11 protein-coding genes are annotated in these 19269 nt (G+C 43.9%); 8 read left to right on the top strand and 3 right to left on the bottom strand.

Annotated elements, in window-relative coordinates; genetic code table 11:
- Positions 1–445 precede the first annotated feature (445 nt).
- The gene (gene lexA, locus DHX103_RS03345; protein ID WP_422123859.1) at positions 446–2878 is read left to right on the top strand and encodes a transcriptional repressor LexA; all 2433 of its coding nucleotides are present in this window, start codon (positions 446–448) and stop codon (positions 2876–2878) included.
- Positions 2879–3284: 406 nt separating this feature from the next.
- On the opposite strand, the gene DHX103_RS03340 is transcribed toward lexA, so the two are convergent.
- Entirely contained in the window at positions 3285–4661 is a 1377-nt protein-coding gene (locus DHX103_RS03340) for an LA2681 family HEPN domain-containing protein (protein WP_422123858.1), read from the bottom strand.
- A gap of 217 nt (positions 4662–4878) precedes the next feature.
- Between DHX103_RS03340 and DHX103_RS03335 the strand changes: the two genes are divergently transcribed.
- Positions 4879–6669: an alpha/beta fold hydrolase gene (locus DHX103_RS03335; protein WP_422123857.1), complete on the top strand. Its 1791-nt coding sequence runs from the start codon at positions 4879–4881 to the stop codon at positions 6667–6669.
- Positions 6670–6953: 284 nt separating this feature from the next.
- Here DHX103_RS03335 and DHX103_RS03330 read toward each other — a convergent pair whose 3' ends face one another.
- Positions 6954–8621, bottom strand: a complete 1668-nt coding sequence (locus DHX103_RS03330; RefSeq protein WP_422123856.1) for a DUF2207 domain-containing protein — start codon at positions 8619–8621, stop codon at positions 6954–6956.
- Positions 8622–8993: 372 nt separating this feature from the next.
- Here DHX103_RS03330 and DHX103_RS03325 point away from each other — a divergent pair, with 372 nt between their 5' ends.
- From DHX103_RS03325 to DHX103_RS03305, 5 genes are all read left to right on the top strand, one after another.
- A complete protein-coding gene (locus DHX103_RS03325) occupies positions 8994–10766 on the top strand; it encodes an LTA synthase family protein (RefSeq protein ID WP_422123855.1) in 1773 nt (590 codons plus the stop codon).
- Between the two features lie 283 nt (positions 10767–11049).
- Positions 11050–13026, top strand: coding sequence for an acyltransferase family protein (locus DHX103_RS03320; protein WP_422123854.1), 1977 nt, complete (start codon positions 11050–11052; stop codon positions 13024–13026).
- Between the two features lie 276 nt (positions 13027–13302).
- Positions 13303–15933: a cell wall-binding repeat-containing protein gene (locus DHX103_RS03315; protein WP_422123853.1), complete on the top strand. Its 2631-nt coding sequence runs from the start codon at positions 13303–13305 to the stop codon at positions 15931–15933.
- 425 nt (positions 15934–16358) lie between these two features.
- Positions 16359–16850, top strand: a complete 492-nt coding sequence (locus DHX103_RS03310; RefSeq protein WP_422123852.1) for a hypothetical protein — start codon at positions 16359–16361, stop codon at positions 16848–16850.
- A 91-nt stretch (positions 16851–16941) separates the two neighbouring features.
- Positions 16942–17400 (top strand): VanZ family protein, encoded by a 459-nt coding sequence (locus DHX103_RS03305; RefSeq protein ID WP_422123851.1) that lies wholly within the window; start codon positions 16942–16944, stop codon positions 17398–17400.
- A gap of 60 nt (positions 17401–17460) precedes the next feature.
- Here DHX103_RS03305 and DHX103_RS03300 read toward each other — a convergent pair whose 3' ends face one another.
- Positions 17461–17958 (bottom strand): antibiotic biosynthesis monooxygenase family protein, encoded by a 498-nt coding sequence (locus DHX103_RS03300; protein ID WP_422123850.1) that lies wholly within the window; start codon positions 17956–17958, stop codon positions 17461–17463.
- A 169-nt stretch (positions 17959–18127) separates the two neighbouring features.
- Here DHX103_RS03300 and DHX103_RS03295 point away from each other — a divergent pair, with 169 nt between their 5' ends.
- Complete coding sequence (locus DHX103_RS03295) at positions 18128–19237, top strand: glycosyltransferase (protein ID WP_422123849.1); 1110 nt, start codon at positions 18128–18130, stop codon at positions 19235–19237.
- The last annotated feature ends 32 nt before the right edge of the window (positions 19238–19269 follow it).

Below are 19269 nucleotides of genomic sequence, written 5' to 3'. Positions count from 1 at the left end.
GGGTTTTGGGGGATGGTAATTTCCTTTAAATGGATGATTATTGGTTGGTTGTGAGTTTCTGCGCGGAAATCAGGAAGTATGCGGGGAAGAAACCGGTGTATGCTCAACTTAATATCAATCTGTCAAAAATAATAATAATACGCCCTCTCTGAAGTGCCCGTCATCTGTCATCATCCCTCACGAAAGATCAAACCCCAAAATGCATGGTTTTCGCAGGCGAAAAGCGAAAAAACACAAAACCTTAAGCCCGAAACGGATGGTTTTCGCCGTGCGAAAGCTCTTTCCAGCTCATATAATTCCTTGTTTGTGCATCGAATATGAAGAGGTACAGCTATAAAAGCAAAAAAACTAACCATTATAGGCAGTTTTACTATGATAGCCTTGCTATTTTGTGCCAATATTCATAAGATATAGGTAGAAGATGTAAAATCAGGGGGTGTGTGCTGTGAAGCTGAATATTGAACAAAGGCGGATAGTTGAGCTGGAGCCTGCAGGGCCAATGCTGGTAAAAGGGGTAGCAGGATCCGGAAAGACAACGGTGGCAATTCGCCGGATCAATTTCCTGAAAGATCATTATTGCCATGAAGAAGATGACCGTATCCTATTAGTTACCTATAATAAGACTTTGCTTCATTACATAAAGCATCAATACGGACGGATGGCGGATTCGGAAGAATTGGAAGCGACGCGTTTTTTCTCGTCTGATGCGGAAGTGGAGATTGCAACGATTGACAGCTTGATGTACAAAGACTTTAGCCGTTACCAAAAGCGTTTGGGCAAACGGTATGAGATAGCGAAACATGAGCAGGAGAGAAAGACGATAATCCTGGCAATCCATGAAGTGAAGAAATCGTATCCGGAAGTAAAATTGCTGTCGCCGAAAAACAGTAAATTTCTATTGGATGAAGTGGAGTGGATTCTGGCTTGTTCAATGAATGATGTTGAGGCTTATCAGTCTGCGGACCGTATTGGACGAGCATCTGGAGACGGTGGCACACCACAGAAGCTGATGAAAAATTCACAACTCCGGGCGGCAATTTTTGATGTCGCGCACCACTTTATGGAGTTGTTGAAGAAAGAAGGTCTTGTGACTTTCAAGCAAATGAATTTGCTGGCACTGGAAGAAGTTCGGCGTGGAAGCACGAACCGCTATACGCATATCATCATTGATGAAAGCCAGGATCTGACCCGGGTGCAGCTCGAGTTTTTAAATGAACTTTACCGGGAGAAAAATCATTCCTCGCTGATGTTCGTAGCAGATAATACACAGAGTATCTATCCGCAGTCGTGGCTCGGCAAGGGCCGGCCCTATACGACCATTGGCTATGATATGAGCGGAAAATCGCGTACACTCAGCAAGAATTACCGGACTACAACTGAAATTTCGACGGCTGCTTTTAACTTGATTGAGGCGGATGAAAATATTCAATCGAATGTGGATTTCGTGAAGCCGGCATTGATCGACCGGCACGGCCATCCACCGATTTACCGTTTTTTCCGGACGCCAAAGCAGCAGGGAAAATACATTGCGGAGGAAATTGCTGTGCTCCGGAATGATTATGCGTTGTCGGATATTTGTGTGGTCGCCCGCGGCAATCGCCATATTGAGAGCGCAGCTGCTGATTTGGAACTCTCGGGTATACCCTGCGAAATTTTACAGAGCCAGAATCCGGATTTTGAATCCGATAAAGTAAAACTCGTTACCATGCATTCCATAAAAGGGCTGGAGTTCAAGGTCATTTTCCTGATTGACTTGAATAAAGGTTTAATTCCACAGGAGTTATACGATGACGATGAGGATCAGAAAACTATCGAGACGGATGAACGTAAACTTTTATATGTCGGCATGACTCGGGCAAACGAATTATTGTACATGTCTTCCGTGAAATTGCCGTCCAAATTCGTTAAAGAAATTGATAAGAATCATATGCGCATGAAGAAAGATTCTGCGCTACGCCCATTCGAGTCGATCAGTATGGCCAATTATCAAATGACGGAACAATTGGTCGATCTTCATTCCAAAGAAGAAGTAGTGCGCCAATGGCTGATCCGGGAATTGCATGAAGTGTACGGCTATCCATATGAATTGTTGGAGCTGGAGTATAAAGTCCAACAATTTTCCAAAAAGGGTTATTGTGATATAGCAGTGAATATTTATTCCGGCGGGGAAGCAAGGCCATATATTCTTGCCGAAGTGAAGAGTTTTGGAACCGGAATTGAAGACGCAGTGGTCCAATTGAAATCATATATGGAAGCGGACAGCCGCGCGTTTTATGGCATCGCTACTGACGGGTTGGAGGTCAAGATTATTGATCGCCATGGAGAAAGCGTTCAGGATCTGCCGAAATGCAGGTCTCAATTTTTGCCGGAAACTAAAAACAAGCGCCAGTATATGAATTTGAAAAACGGACGGCAGTATGAATACGCTGTTGAAAATGATGCAGCTGATCAAATCGAAATAAGAGAAGAAGGACAGGAAGTTTTGCTGCAGGTACATGAAACGATAGCTGTGCCGTTGATCGGGAATGTGGCAGCTGGATTGCCGGCACTGGCTTCTGAAGACCACGAAGCAACAAATTATTTGCCGAGGGAGTGGGTCGTATCGCCAGCGGATACATTCTCGTTGACTGTAACTGGTGACAGTATGACTGGAGCCGGCATCAATAAAGGCGATATTGTCATCGTCCATCAGCAAAATACCGCATCCAATGGCGATATTGTCATTGCTGTTATTGATGATGAAGCGACGATGAAAAGATATATGCCAATGGGCAGCAATATCCTGCTGGTTTCCGAAAATCCGGATTACGAGCCGATCCTGATGAGAAGTGAAGACGTCCACATTAATGGCCGGGTCATCGGGGTATTGAAAAAATAACGGAATTTGAAATGTGTGGGCGTTTAGCGCTTGCGCATTTTTTTGTTATGTTGAGGATGATTTCCTTTAAATGGATGATTATTGGTTGGTTGTGAGTTTATGCGCGGAAGAAGCCGTTGCATGCTCAACTTAATATCAATCTGTCAATAACAATAATAATATGCCCTCTCTGAAGTGCCCGCCATCAGTCATCATCCCTCACCAAAGATCAAACCCCAGAATGCATGCTTTTCGCAGGCGAAAAGCGAAAAAACACAAAACCTTAATCCTGAAACGGATGTTTTTCGCCGTGCGAAAAACTCCAATCCCTTAAGAGCATTCCCAGGTTGCGAAAGCTCTTTCAATCCCAATTTTTCACCAAGCAAAAGCCGTCTCCCTGAAATAGGAAGACGGCCCAGCCAATGTATTATTTCTTTCCTGACCCAATCGCAAACACCAGATACATCAAGGCGTTGCGGGCTTTGAAACACGTGGACAAGGCAAGACGTTCGAGCTCGGCTTGCGTGACCTGGTGTTTTCGGAGTTCGCCGGTTTGGGCGACTTCTTCTTTTTTGGTGATGACCTGCACAAAGCTTCGTTCCATCTGGTCCCGCAATTGGAGCGAGCGGATCATGGCGAGGTTCTGTGATTCAGAACGTTCGTAGCCGTACATTTCTTTCGACAACCAGTACAAGGCTTTCAGCGCGCTGTTTTTGCTATCGCGGATGAACGGTTTGAGTTCGTTTTTCGGATGTTCATCTTCGAACCAGATGCGCTGCATGCCGGCACGTGGGCTGGTGATTTGCAACTCGTAATAATGGTTGAGGAATTGAGCGGTTTTATTGAATAAAGAAAAGGTCTGGCGGTAAACCGTCTTCAATTGCTCGTTGCGCTCGGGTTCAGCCGGATCCTTTTCCAGCGCTTCGAAAAGCTGTTCGCGCTGCGCCGTGAATTCCGCAAAAAGTGAATCCATGAACGCTTCGAGGAAAGCGCCCTGCTCTTTATCCGCACCCTTGTAGCGGAAGCGAAGTGTATCGATCTTCATCGTGCCTTCCGGATCAACCTCATTGTCCGGATTTAACAGCAAATGATGCTTCGCGCACCAATTGCGGTAGTCATTTTCGCGGCCTTCAAAAAAGTTCGGTTTGTAATTTGCGGTGACATCGACCGGCCCGATTTCATCGAGCATCTTTTGCGCAAGCTTCAAGCGTTCGGCGTAAAGTGCACGGCCATTGGCATCCTCGATGTTTTCGGTACCCTGGCTCAACAGTTCGCGCGCCTTATGCAACGCATCCGCCTTTTCTTCCTTGCCGGGCAGGAATGTGGAATAAAACAGCAGCCCCCATCCTCGTTCCGCATCCTTCCGTTGATAGGAAGGATCATTATTTTCAGACTCGACCATCTGCTCGAGCACATTTAAACCATCGATCGAGCGGCCGACATAAATCAGCACCTCGGCATAATTCAGGCAGATCTGGTTCCAGACAGTCGGCGGAACTTTACTGCGGAATTGAAAGTAGAGACTTTCAAATAGAAACAGCTGGCGCTGCTTCATCGGACTGTTCCAATCCTTCTGCAATTGGTGGCGGATGCCCAGCTGGCTTGACTCGAGAAGAATCGCCAGCGGATAGGCAGTTTGTCCTTCGAGACGTTTTTTCAGATGGCCAATGATGTCATTCAGCTTTTCCGGTTCCGTTTTTGTTTTCTGGAACTCCTGCAATAGCAATTGCGTCGCTTGGTATAATTCTTTTATTTCAAATTGCCCGTAATCATCCGATTGGGCAATCTCCTGTAAATTGGTCATTGGGAAGCCTCCTTGGGGTTTTGGTTCTTGCGGTTTTTTTCTCTACTTGTCTATTGTACCCAAAAGGTGGTGGGGGGTCACCCCTTGTTATCAGAATTGTGTGGGATTTTGAGCTGGTGGCTGGCACCCGAACAGTTTTGCGATATAATGAAAGATGTGTGCATAAGATTCAGTCATCTCAGAAGAAACAGAAAATAGGATTACAGGAGGAAACGCAATGATCAATTTCCCGAAACCGACAGTAGAGCAATTTTTCCGTACATATACAATTTCCGATTTTACGGTGAGCCGCGATGAGAAACGGCTGATTTTCAGCTCGAATCTGAATGGCAATGTGAATTTATGGGCAATGGATTTGCCGACAGGATTTCCCTATCTTTTCGCTCAGCGGGATGAGTCGGTAAGTTTCATCAAAATAGATTCAGAAAACCGCTTTGTCCTGGCAGGCTATGATAAAGACGGCGACGAGAACCATCAGATTTACGCTCTGCCTTATGAAGGCGGACTGCCGCAGCCTCTCATCACGGGTGAGCCGGATGAGAAATACTTTTTTGAGCATTTGAGTGAAGACGGCAAACGTTTGTATTACGTCACGTCACACGGCAATCCGACTTTCCTGAATTCGCGTGTCCGCAATTTGGAAGATGGAACGGACACGCTGCTTCATGAAGGGGAAGGTGGCGCGACTCAATTGGTTGCTGTTTCAGATAACGAAGAAGCAATCGTTTATTCGCGTGCGCTTGCCAACACTTACGTTACGTCATTTGTGAAAGTGGGCAACGAAGTTCATAACCTGACACCGGATGCCGCTAAGGTCCATATCGCGTCTGCACCGGTATTCACGGATGACAACACCCTCTATTTTGTGACGAATTACGATAGTGAATTTAATTATGTGGCGAAATTCGAAATCGCTTCGAAACAATTTTCAAAAGTTCTTGAGATTGACAATGAAAGCGTGGACGACCTTAAATGGCACAAGGAAAGTTCAACCTTCTACGTAACGACTGGGAAAGGAGTAAGTGATTTCCTTTACCATTTCGACTTGGAATCGATGAAGCCGGAGAAACTGCAATTACCTGCTGCAATCATCGATAAAATTCAAGTGGCCAAATCAGGGGCGCTGTATTTACTCGGCAGAAGCGCAACGGTGCCGCATAATATTTTCCGCTTGGAAAATGGCGGGGAATGGACGCAATTAACGAAGAACAATGTGCTTGGTTTGGAATCGGAACATATGGTGGAGCCGGATGTGGTTACGTATAAATCATTCGACGGCATGGAAATCGAGGCCCTATTGTTCAAAGCAAAACCCGAAAACGATAACGGCCACACGATTTTCTGGCCGCATGGCGGACCACAGGCGGCAGAACGTAAAATCTTCCGTTCAATGTTCCAATGCTTCCTGAACCGGGGCTACTCCATATTCGCACCGAATTTCCGCGGCAGCACGGGTTACGGCGCGACGTTCGTCAAACTGGTCGAACAGGACTGGGGCGAAGGGCCGCGACTCGACTGCCTCGCCGGAATCGAATGGCTGTTTGAAGAAGGCATCAGCGACCGCGAAAAATTATTCCTGGTCGGCGGAAGCTACGGCGGTTATATGGCATTGTTGCTGCACGGTCGCCATCCGGAATATTTTAAAGCCGTTGTCGACATCTTTGGCGTATCGGATCTGTTCACCTTCTATAACTCGGTGCCGGACCACTGGAAGCCGATGATGGAACGGTGGATCGGCAATCCGGAGCGCGATAGAGAGCGCTTTATCAAAGACACGCCGACGACGTACCTCGACGGAATGGTCAAGCCGATGCTGGTCATTCAAGGTGCGAAAGATCCGCGCGTCGTCAAAGAGGAATCCGACCAGATCGTCGCCAAGCTGAAAGAAGCCGGCCGCGACGTGGAATATCTCGTGTTGGATGATGAAGGGCACGGCTTCTCGCGGAAAGAGAACGAGATTGCTGTGTACAGCCGGATGCTGGAGTTTTTAGGGAAGCATCAGGGATAAAATTTAAGGAAATAGGGCCCGGAGCGAGCAGAAATCTCTGCTTGCTCCGGGTTTTTGTGATTAAAAGGTTGGAAATGATGCAGCGAGGTGTTTTTTGGCCTAGCAATGTATGCGAGGATACGAACGTATTGCATTTATTTGCGATTATCGAGATTTGTTTGCAGAAAGATATTAATTTATGCCGACTGACATCTTTTTGCCGGAAAGCACATCTAGTGCATATATCAACTTTCCAAAAAATAAAAAGACCCCGCATGCGCGAGGGTCACTTTCAAATCTAATTATTAAAACGCACCAGAACCGCCACCACCGCCACCGACTCCAGCTCCAGAGCCAGCAGTGCCACCGCTTGCGCTGGCGCTGGTCGTGGAGCCGGCCGACACAAAGATGGCTGTCATGAAGATCGGGTTCATGATAAAGCTTGAGTCGTCTGCCGCCGAACCGGCGTTTGTGAACACTTCGGCTTTCCGCTCGGCAGTTTTTTGGTCGCTGCCGAGAAGATAGGCATAGGCGCGCTGTTTTTCATCTTTGGTCAAGCTATTCCATTGGTCTGCAGGCAATTCTTCCATCGCTTCTTTTAAGCATCTCCAGTTCCGACGGATTTCATGCCCTTCATGGGTGATGGGCGAATAGCCGATCGCAAAACCTAATGCCAGCATGGCCAAAACGATGGAAGCTGCCATCCATGGGAACAATTCATAGATGCCGGTCCAAATCGCGAGGCCGATGAACAGGACGCTCATCCCGCCGGCAGTCCATCTGACAACCGGGTGTTTTTCCCGGAAGCCTTTTGCTTTTACTTCTTCGCTTATTCCTCCATTCCATTGGGCCATCGAATCATTGTATGTCGCATGGTTGGCCTCATCTTTTGTATACGCTTCGACTTGCTCCAGCGTAAATTCGCGGCCGTCCCCAATTTCATCGAACAGCAGGCTGATCAGCGCGTCTTCGTGCAAATGCTGTGTCTCTCGGTTGATGAGCTCGAAATGGTCTTCCGACAATTGCCGGATATTTCCTTTTCGGATCAGCTCCATAATCGCAGCCGAAACGGTGCTCGGCGACAGGAAAGCGGAATGGGTGAAATGGAGCAGAGCCGGTATGCTCATCGTTTCTTTTGGTACGAAAAATTGATAAGGGTAATTATTAATCTTCCGTTTGCGCTGAAATGCACGCAGCCAAGCCAATAAAATCGTTGCCAGCAGCAGGGCACCGGCAATGGCGATGATCGGGATGCCGATAGCTCTGGCAGTTTGCTGATTCTGGGCGAAAATCGCCGCTTCATTTTCCAGTTCTTCACGGTCTGCCGCCAAATCATCGCGGATTGTACCATTCAAGGCAGCTGCTGCAGGAAACAGCTCCGGTTCAAAAATCGCGCGGATATCCGCATTTTTTCCGTCCGGGACGGCGCCCAATTCGAAAATTGCGGCACCGTCGTTCGTAATGTTTGCCGATTCGAATGCTTCATCATAACCGAGTGCTGCCACACTATCCGAAGGGGCGGGAGGAATGACAGAAATGGTCACGCTGCCATAGTCGCTGTCGTTGCTTTCATCGAAGAACGCCCAGTAAAATTGTGCCCCGTCTTCGTATTTTTCGACAGCGTTGTCGATCTGGTAAGTCAATTCAATTTGAATCGTTTCATCGTCTTCCCCCGCACGATAAATTTTGTACAGGCCGTCTTCCAGCTCGACCCGCAAAGTTTCACCGTTTTCAGCCGCCGAGAAATTTTGGATTGTCGTTCCTTCCTTCTCAATCAAGCTTCGTGTAATGCCTTCAAAATCATCGTCAAATTGATAAGTGAATTGTTCCGTTATATCCGCCGAGCCGTCTTCGTTTAACAGGGCATCGATCCGGACTTCTGTAATTTCATAGTCGACCGCTGAAGCTTGCGTTGGAATCAGCAATGCCAAAGCGAAAGCCAGCAAAAAGGGAATAGTTTTTTTGCTCCTCATGATTCATCACCTCTTGCTTAGTAATACGGGTGGCAGTGGGCAAAGTTTCAGAATTTTTTAATTTCCCGAAATTCAGTTTCACAATTTGTTAATACTTTACTCACAAAATTTCTAAGGCATGTTAAAATACATATTAATATAACGAATAAAAGGATGTTAAATTTGAAGAAATATAGTGAAAGAATTTTAAGTTTTATAGCGAAGCAATTGGATTTTCTTTTGCTCGTAATCCTTTTGCTTATAAAAGTATATATATTCGCTATAGTCAGCGATACAGTTTTTATAACAATGGGTCCCTTGGAATACATCCAAGAATTTTTTGCCTGGTTATTGGGGATGGAAACAGAATTACAAATTTTTGATGGGGTAGTCATGATTAGTCTAGGGACAATTCTGCTCTCTACATTCTGGGTTCTTTTTCTGCATGGACGTGTGCGTCTAGTTGGGATATTCCTGATCAATCTATTGCTTACTTTCGTGATTCTTTCAGATATCATTTATTACCGTTATTTTCAGGACATCATCTCCATAACGGTGCTGATGCAGATGTCCCAGCTAGGTGATGTCGGTGAGAGCGTGTTTGCTTTATTCAGCTGGATGGATCTGATTTTCGTTCTTGATCTTATAATAATGATTCCGCTGATCGTCTATTATTTCCGAAAGACCAATAATACTAAAAAAGACAAACCATCTTTTATACCGAAACTGCTGACGGCTATGCTCGTATTGTTTATCGGTTTTCAATTGACCTTCATTCCATTCAATAAAGCCATGGAAAATGGAGGGGAATGGCAGTTCAATAAATTGATATCGAATATGCGGGTCTATAACATGACTGGATTGCTCGGATTTCATGGAACAAATCTGAAGCGTTACGTTAACGATAATTACATCAATAAAAAGGAATATTCCGAAGAAGAAATTCTTGCTGTTGAAAATTGGTTTGTAAACAAAAATGCCAATCCTGTAAAAGGTCCGTATTCAGGGATGGGCGAAGGGAAAAATGTTATTGTTCTTCAAGTGGAAGCTTTGCAGGATTTTGTTATCAATGAAAAGATCAATAATCAGGAGATAACCCCTTTCCTCAACAGTCTGATTGAGGAAGAAGGAATATACTTTCCGAACTTTTATGAACAGACAGCACTTGGGCGTACGTCAGATGCTGAGTTTCTTTTGAATACTTCACTATACCCGACAGCACAGGGAGCTGCTTATATGCTTCATGCAGAAAATCATTATGATGCCCTGCCGAAACTTTTGAAAGAAGAAAATTACAGCACCCATGTTTTTCATTCGTATCAACCAAGCTTTTGGAATCGCTATATCATGTACAAACAATTGGGAATCGATCAATTTTACAGTGAAGACGACTTTGTGGATGCTGAAAAAATTGGCTGGTCGCTCAATGACAACGATATGCTTCAGCAATCACTCGAGGAAATGAAACAAATGGAGACGCCGTTTTATTCACATCTCATCACGTTGACTAGTCATCATCCTTTTGAGATTCCCGAAAAATACCACGAACTTAACGTGGAAGGGTATACTTCATACGCAGCTCGACATTTTCGTAATTATCTCCATTCGATTCATTATGTCGATCAGGCTATTGAGAACTTTGTAGAGGGATTGAAAAAAGAAGGTATGTGGGAAGATACGGTATTGGTAATTTTCGGTGACCACAGTACTGGACTGACAGTAGACGATCCTGCTTTCGCCGAATTTGCGGATGCACAGGAACAAGCATCTTATTTTGAAGCGAACAAAAATGTTCCGTTGATTCTCCACGTGCCAGGAGCAGACGGACCTGCGCAATTCGATCAGGTTGGCAGTCAGGTGGATTTAGCGCCGACTTTACTGGACATCATAAAACCTCAGGAGGAAATCCGTTATTGGATAGGCAATAATCTTTGGGCTGAGGAGAATCGTCAGGCAATTTTCCGTGATGGTTCCTATATTTCAAGTGAATTTATATTCGTTGCCTCCAATGATGGCAATTTCTCCAATGGAAGCTGTTTTGACAGACAGACAGAAGAGCCACTGGAAGTTCAGCAATGCTCAGCTCTATTTGAGGGGGCCGTACAAAGCTTGCGAATGTCAGACGATGTGCTGGAAGGAAATTTAGTTGAAAAATTTGCTCAATAGTTATTTAAGGCCCTGCTGTCAGCGGGTCTTTTTTTAATGGACTAAGGATTTTAAATCGTATAATATGTTATAGTGTCATAGAATTTGATGAACATGATTGTTAAAAATTTGTAAAATTTATCCTAGTAAGAAAAAAAGGTCAATATTATGTTAGACTAATGACAGTAAATCCGTAATATGATTCATGAATAGTAAATGACTCCAAAAAATTATTGTAGCAATTTGACATGTTAAGAAAAATAGATTTGATGGTTTTTGAAATCTTGGTGCCGAGGTGTGTTTAGTGAAAGACTTAAAATCTCCAGAGAAAAAGTTTAGGCCAGAGCTTGAAGGGATTCGTGCCGTCGCAGCGATCCTCGTAGCGGTATACCATATATGGATAGGCTCCGTTTCCGGGGGCGTTGACGTATTTTTCATTGTCTCCGGGTATTTGATTACTACTTCAGTTCTGTCGAAAATGGAGCGGGTTGGAAGGTTAAATTACGGAGAATACTTGCTCGGATTGGGCAAAAGGTTATTTCCAATAGCATATACTGTGCTGCTCGTTTCAGCTGCACTTTCAATTATCATTCTTCCTCAAAGTTTTTGGCAGCAGACTGTCAGCGAATTGTTTGCATCGATGCTATATTTCCAAAATTGGCAGCTTGCAACAAGTGCTGTAAATTATCTGGCGCAAAATAATGAAGCCAGTCCTTTCCAGCATTTTTGGGCGCTATCAATTCAAGGGCAATTTTACATAACTTGGCCTCTCATCATTTCACTGGTCTTCTTGCTGGCCCTCAAAGTTTTCAAAACTCCAGCGAGAAAAACTTTGCTGGCAATGCTCGCGGTGATATTTACAGCATCCTTGAGCTATTCGATTTATATCACCGGAGCAAACCAGCCATGGGCATATTTTGACACGTTTGCACGGGCATGGGAATTCAGCTTAGGTGGATTAGTGGCATTACTGATCCCTTATTTACAAATGAATAAAATATTCGGCATGATAGCCGGTTGGAGCGGATTATTAATCATTTGCTTTACAGGGATAGTATTGCCGGTTTCCTCAGTCTTTCCTGGCTATGCAGCTTTACTGCCTACCACGGGTGTAATTCTGGTGATTCTATCAGCTGAAAATGATCATGACTTCGGAGTCAAAAAACTGCTGGGCTCGAAACTCTTTCTTTACTTGGGCAGTATATCGTATGGATTCTATTTATGGCATTGGCCTCTGTTGATATTCTACTACTCCTATTTTGGAACAGATCAGGCGACTGTTTTGGCAGGTGTCGCGATAATCCTCATCACTTACTTATTGTCGGTAATATCCGTGAAGTATATTGAAGCTCCGATCAGGGATTTGAGCGTCAAGAATTCCAAGGCGAAAATCGGGAAAGTGTTGACTGCGATGGCGCTGCCGGTAATTTTACTCGGTTCTACATGGGGGATTTATGTACAGGCGAGCCAAAATCAGGAATATACAGTCGAAGACCATCCAGGCGCGCGCGCTGTTTCTGATAATATTCAACCAGCAGAAGGGGTGGACATTATCCCGGGCCCCCTACAGGCAAAGTCACATCTTCCTGATTTTTACGAAGATGAAAAATGTTCTACAGCTGGAAAAAGTTCAGCAGTAAATAAATGTTCATATGGAGAAACTGAAAATCCGGAAAAAGTTATTGCTCTTGTTGGCGGCTCTCATTCCGGACATTGGTTTCCAGCACTAAATGGAATAACTGAAGAGCATAATTTGCAGATTGATGTGTATATTAAAGATGCCTGTCGCTTCTCCACCGATGACTTTGACGGTCTTTTGAAAGACCATTGTATGGAATGGAATGAAAAAGTGGATGAAGAACTGGTTGCGAATCCACCCGATTTGATCTTTACTACGGCCAATGTAAATAATGAATCGACTATTCCTCGGGGATACCTGGAAAAATGGAAGGAATACGAAGGTGTAACTAAAGTCTTGGCTGTTAGGGATAACCCGCGAATGCCGGTGGAAATCCCTTTATGTCTGGAGGAAACTCCTGAGGATTGTTCGATTTCGAGGGAAGAAGGACTCTCAGCTGAGATACCTTGGGAAAATACCGATGGCATACCAGAAAACGTCAGTTTTGCTGATATGTCGGAGTATTTCTGTACAGATGACGTATGCCCTCCTGTAATTGGCAATGTAATGATTTATCGCGATGAACACCATTTAACGACAATGTATTCAGAAACCATGTCATCCGGGTTAGAACGTTACGTACTCGATGCTTTGGGATTATAAAATAGTATGTTAAAAGCACTGCGGCTTAATGGCTGCGGTGCTTTTATTTATGGGCTGCAATTGTTTTATTATTAATCCATTTATGTTTTTTACAAATATGACAAAAATATTAAAAATTCAGATTTTTGTAAAAACTACTTGCTTTCGTATTTTTTTTTGGTATTATTACAGTTAAATAGTAAAAAAATAGACAGAAAGGAGCATATTTATTAATTGTAGTTGTTACTATTGTATTTGATGGGTCTTATTACTTTAAATATTTAGGAGGAAAGTAAAATGATAAATAAGAAATTTACATTCGCTGCTGCCACGGCCTTATTGATTTCTCAGGTCGTCATCGCCCCTATCGGGGGGGCAGCTCCACAAAATCCTCAGAGTGTTAAACCTGTAGACTATGCGGATAATGTCAATCTTAATCCCACACTACAAGGAGTGGTCAATGATTCTAATGGACAAATGCTAAAAAAAGTCGAGTTTCTGGAAGGGAATACATATGACTTTTCCAGCAGTGACAATATAACCGGTTATCAGCAACAAACTAAAGAAGACCCTTTAACATTGTCTGGAAAAGATGCGGCAAGCGCTTTCAACGATGCGCATGAAGCAGCAGCAGGATTATCTGACAATAAGTATGTCAGCACTGCTGGAGAGAATGTTTTTCCAGCCCACCGGTTTGAAGTCGATGTGTCTGAATCTCTTACTGCCGGAGAAAAAGTGGAGTTATACTGGGAAGGCACTTCCAATGCCAATGGAGTTTTAACCTTATCGGCCTGGAATTACGAAACATCTAAATGGGAGGTACTGAAACAGGATGAAGCCAATGCTGACAAGTCGGATATTGTTTTAAAAGCTGAAGTCGATCCGGGGAAATTCCGATCGGGAGGCAAAATTCAGGCAATGGTTCATGATTCGAGTCCTGCTGATGTAAATGCAGATGATACTACCAGGTTGGTCTGGTTTACCGATACCCAATACTATGCACAGGATTTTCCAGAGATATGGGAATCAATGACCGATTGGATGATCGCGGAATATGAAAAAGGTTCATACGAGTATGTTTTCCATACGGGAGATCTCGTTCAGACAGCAACTGTTCCTGGAGAATGGCTTGTTGCAGATGAAAACTTAGCTCGCATGGATGCTGCAGGTATACCATACGGCGTCATGGCTGGTAACCGAGATCTCGATTTGACTACAACGCCTCCAGATTATTCTTATTACTGGGAATACTTTGGTGCAGATCGATACGAAAATAATGAATGGTACGGAGAAAGCATGGATAATAACCGCAATCACTATGATTTGATAACAGCTGGTGGCGAAGATTTTATAATGCTGTATCTGGGATTTGGTTTCGATAATACTCCTGAAACCATTGCCTGGGCGAATGAGGTTCTTCAAAGATACTCGGACAGGAGCGCTATTCTGGCTACCCACTTGAACCTTACACCAGCCGGAGATTACGGTTCAGGCTCTGCCTCTGACGTTCATTATGAAATTGTGAGACCCAATGAAAACGTAAAACTCGTTCTCAGTGGACATTTTCATGGAGCCACGCACAAGATAGTCAATTTAAAAAATGCTGATGGTACTGACCGGCAGGTAGTGGAAGTTCTGTCAAACTACCAGGGCACAACCAACCCTAATGTGAGGGGTTCCGGATATTTACGCTTGATGGACTTTGACATTGCCAGTGATCAATTAACCTTTACGACCTATTCGCCTTATTTGGATGACTATAATTTCTTTGCAGACGACGTGGACAACTTCACAGTGCCATTCGATTTTGAGAGTGAAGGAGGCTCGCCTGCTACGGCTTCTAGATCTATCAGCACCGATTATTTTGGTGTAAATCTGTATGGAGCTGATTTGATAGGAGCGGTTGAAAATGTCGCTTCCGGAGAAACTGCGGAAGTTCAATGGAATAATCTTGAGCGGCAAACACAATACTTCTGGTATATGAAAGTCACAAATAATTCAGATGAAGCGAAGTTGAGTAAAATCTTCCGCTTTACAACCGGAGACGAAGAAATTCCAGTCGCACCGGAGGTAGATAGGGTATCAGGTGACACACGCTACAAAACAGCTATTGCAATTTCAAAAGAAGGATGGCAAACATCCAACACGGTAGTTTTGGCAACAGGAGCAGAATTCCCTGATGCATTGGCAGGCGTTCCGTATGCCCATCAATTAGAAGCGCCAATATTATTGACAAGAACTGATCGGTTAAATGCAGAAACAAAAGCAGAAATATCCAGATTGGGTGCCGAGAAAGTTATTATACTGGGCGGAACTGCAGCTGTATCCGCAGCTGTTGAAACCGAACTTAAAAATAGCGGTGTAACGGTGGAGCGTATCGATGGCAAAACGAGGTATGAAACTGCAGCATTAATTGCCGAACGAATTGATTCAGATGAGGCAGTTATTGTGCAAGGTTTGAATTTCCCGGATGTTCTGGCCATTTCACCTTATTCTGCTAAAAATAACATTCCAATCCTTATGACGAGAACTGATAGAGTGCCAGCGGAAACGACTGCCGCTCTAAAAGGAAAATCTAAGACTTATGTTATTGGTGGAACTGCAGCCGTCAGTAATGAAGTGATGAGCAAATTGCCGGATCCGACCAGATACGGCGGTAAGACTCGATTTGACACTGCGAAAGAAATTGTGAATAAACTGCCGATGGGTAACGAAGAAGCCTATGTAGCAACAGGTTTACAATTCCCGGATGCTTTGACTGGTGGCGTGCTCGCGGCTAAAAATAATGGGCCGATTCTATTGGTCAGAAATGACAGAATCCCTGAACAAACAAATAGCTTACTGAAGGATTACAATAGTTTCACAGTATTTGGCGGAACTGCGGCGGTCAATGAAAAAGTAATTGATCAGCTTAGAGCCAGCAGATAACATCAAGTACTGAAACAAATCTAAAAAGATTTAGAAGGCCGCTTGGAATGACAAATTCCAAGTGGTTTTTATTAATACAAAATATGAGAAAATTATAAAGAAATATTAGATTAGCGAGAATACTTAATCGGCTTTCTATTATAAATTGGTGGTTTGAAGTTAACGTGCACCGTCTGCATAAATAACACTTATCCTCAGTTGGCAAAATCAGTAAGTAATTTTAATTTTAGTTAAATAACTTAAAATTCAGAAATTTTATTGACAATAGGATAAAAAATTGTTAGCTTAATAGTTATTAAGTATGTATTGGGAAAAAACAGACTTAATAATTTGTTTTTAGCTAGGTCTTAGGCAGTGGTCATTGGAAATAGAAGGATTGACTAGCTTGCGGCAACACTGCAAGCCAATTCGAGGAGGTCTGGGAAATGATAATGGCTGGCCAGAAAAAGATTCTTGTTTTGGGTGGGACGAAGCATATGATCGAGGTAGTGAATGCCGTGAAGCGAATGGGAATGTCCCCAATGGTTGTGGATAATATTGTCAATGCACCAGCAAAGGAATTTGCTGATGAATCATTTAATATAAATGCTGGTGACACGGAACGCCTGGCGAAAATAGTGGAGGAAGAAGAAGTGGCCGGCGTTTATATCGTATTCGAAGGGATAAATATCTGGAATGCCATTGCTTTATGCAAAAAAGCGCATTTGCCTTTTTATACATTGGGGAGTCATTTGTCGCCGATGTCCGATATGGAAACCTTTAAAGATATTTGCATGCGATTTCATATCTCAATCATTGAACAAGCGGAATTTACCGTCGAATTCGAGGAAGCCACTCATTCCCTCTGGGAGTTTCCAGTACTTGTGAAACCAATGAAAAACCATTGGGAAAAGCAGGGACAGCTTCTCCAAAAATAAAACCAAATTGTTTTCCAGTTGTATTTATACTTCCAATATCGATGCTATAATTATTGTTGGCTATTGATGCAAAGAGAAAAGGAAGTTTTAAATGCTGAAAAACAAAAAAATCGCATGGACCGCTGCCATCGGCTGGATGGCAATCATTTTCATCCTGTCGCATCAGCCGGCAAGTGTATCCAGCGGTCTCAGTTCAGGAATTACAGAAGCTATTCTTGGTTTCGTCTCGGCTATTATTCCAGGAGTTGAGACACAACTTGAAGGTTTTCACACTGTGGTCCGAAAAAATGCACATTTCATCGCTTATTTCATACTGGGAATTCTAATTTTGAATGCCCTCAGAAAAGGCCTTGATGTTACATTCAAAGAAATGCTGATCGCTTTTGCAGCTTCCGTGCTGTATGCAGCGTCCGATGAATTCCACCAACTGTTCATCGAAGGGCGAAGCGGCGAGCTGCGGGATGTGCTGATCGACAGCGCCGGAGCTGCTGCGGGAATTTTCGTCTTTTGGGGAGTCTGCTCTTTTAGGCGCAAGAAGAGAACCGAATAACGACCAACAGACAGACGAAAACCCGGCAGCCATGATGGCTGCCGGGTTTTCGTTTTGCTGTTATTTTACATATGTCTGGACAAAAGACGGACGCGGAAAAATATTCGGCTTTTTGTCGATACCATCTTTGGAGCCGCGCTTGGCGTGTGCACTGCCGTAAGCTTCGGATTGCTGCCAGTTTTTAAATGCCGTTTCGTCTTCCCATAAAGTCAAAATGACATATGTATCCGAGTTGAGTGGACGCAGCACGCGGATTGCCACAAAGCCTGGTTCTTTCTCGACAAGCCCTGCCCTGTTTGAAAAGCGTGATTCAAATAATTCTTTTCCTTCCTCAGTCACTGGAATGTTATTGAAGACTGCGAAATATCCTTGATTGATATCCCCGACCGCATTCAAAATTTCGTAAGCAGCAGCGCCGGGCAGTACAGTTGAACCCGGTGCCTCCTGAAGCAGCACCGCTTCTTCGCCTGCCGTCATGTAAATGAGTCTGGCATTGGCTAATTTTTCCATGATAGGCATTGCTTCATCTCGATGACCTTCCCATTTATACAATTCCATCCTCAGCACCTCTTCTGTTTGATTCGTCCAGTTTATCTTATCGTTTTTAAAAAAAGTATGCCAATCCGAAGGCTCTCTGAAGAGAAAACGGTTTACATATTCTTAACCTCTTTTTAACCAGACCTGAGTAAAATGGATTCTAATTATAGAACTGGGAGGAGACATTTATATGGGAGATCCGGTTAAAGTTCTTATGGCAGGCTCAGCGACGAAAGTTAAAGGCGGTATGACAACGGTAGTCAATGCATTTTTGGATCATCGTTTTTCTTCACATATACAATTGGTTTTCATTCCTTCCCATTCAGAAAAAGGGAGAGTCTATAATAGCTTCTACTTTTTAAAGAGCTTCGTTTTATTTCTGTATCACTTGTTATTTAAAGCTCCCGATGTTGTCCACCTTCATATGTCGGATAAAGGCAGTTTTATCCGGAAATACATCCTCTTTAAAGTTTCACAGGTTTTTAGAAAACCGGTCATCGTCCATGCGCATGGAGGAGATTTTCGTTCATTTTATGCCCGAATGCCGAATCTCCTGAAGCCCTGGGTCCATGACCTTCTTAAAAACGCGCAGAAAGTGATTGCTCTCGGAGGGAATTGGAAAAAGATCCTTATGGAAATTGAACCGGAGGCGGATGTTGAGGTGCTGATGAATGCCGTGCCCATGCCGGATTTCGATGCGCCGGAGCATAAGAAGGACTTTACAGTATTATTCCTTGCGGTAATGAATGAAAGCAAAGGCATACTGGACTTAATAATTGCAGCTGACAATATTTTCTCTGCAGGAGAGGCACAGAGTAAAAACCTGATTTTCGATATTGCGGGCGATGGTGAAATGCTCGAAGAAGCAAAGGGGCGCGTGAAGCGAAAAGGAATGGAACAGCATTTCCGTTTCCACGGCTGGGTGGACAGTGCCAAGAAAGAAGAATTGCTGCGACGGGCGGACCTGTTCGTCCTGCCTTCTTATTTCGAAGGACTGCCGATGTCAATTCTTGAAGCGGTGAGCCATGGCATTCCAGTCATTGCTACAGATGTGGGAAGCATCGATGAAGCAGTCGTCGAGGGTGAAAACGGTTATTTGATTGAGCCGGGAAATGTGAAAATGCTCACAGAACGTCTCAAATGGATACTGGATGATACCCGCATTGGCGAAATGAGAATGGCTTCCAGGCGCATAGCGGAGGAAAAATTCGATGAAAAAGAATACTTTCAACAGATGGAGAACTTGTATACAAATTGTTATTTGACCAGCAACTTCCATTACAATCGCAAAAGTTCCTGATTTTTCGGTGGAATAAAAGTAAAGGAGATGCT

Origin of the sequence: Planococcus daihaiensis (assembly GCF_049262615.1) — a bacterium.
Taxonomy (GTDB): Bacteria; Bacillota; Bacilli; order Bacillales_A; family Planococcaceae; genus Planococcus.
The sequence above is the reverse complement of the archived record's forward strand: the minus strand, read 5'-3'. Positions and strand labels throughout refer to the sequence as shown.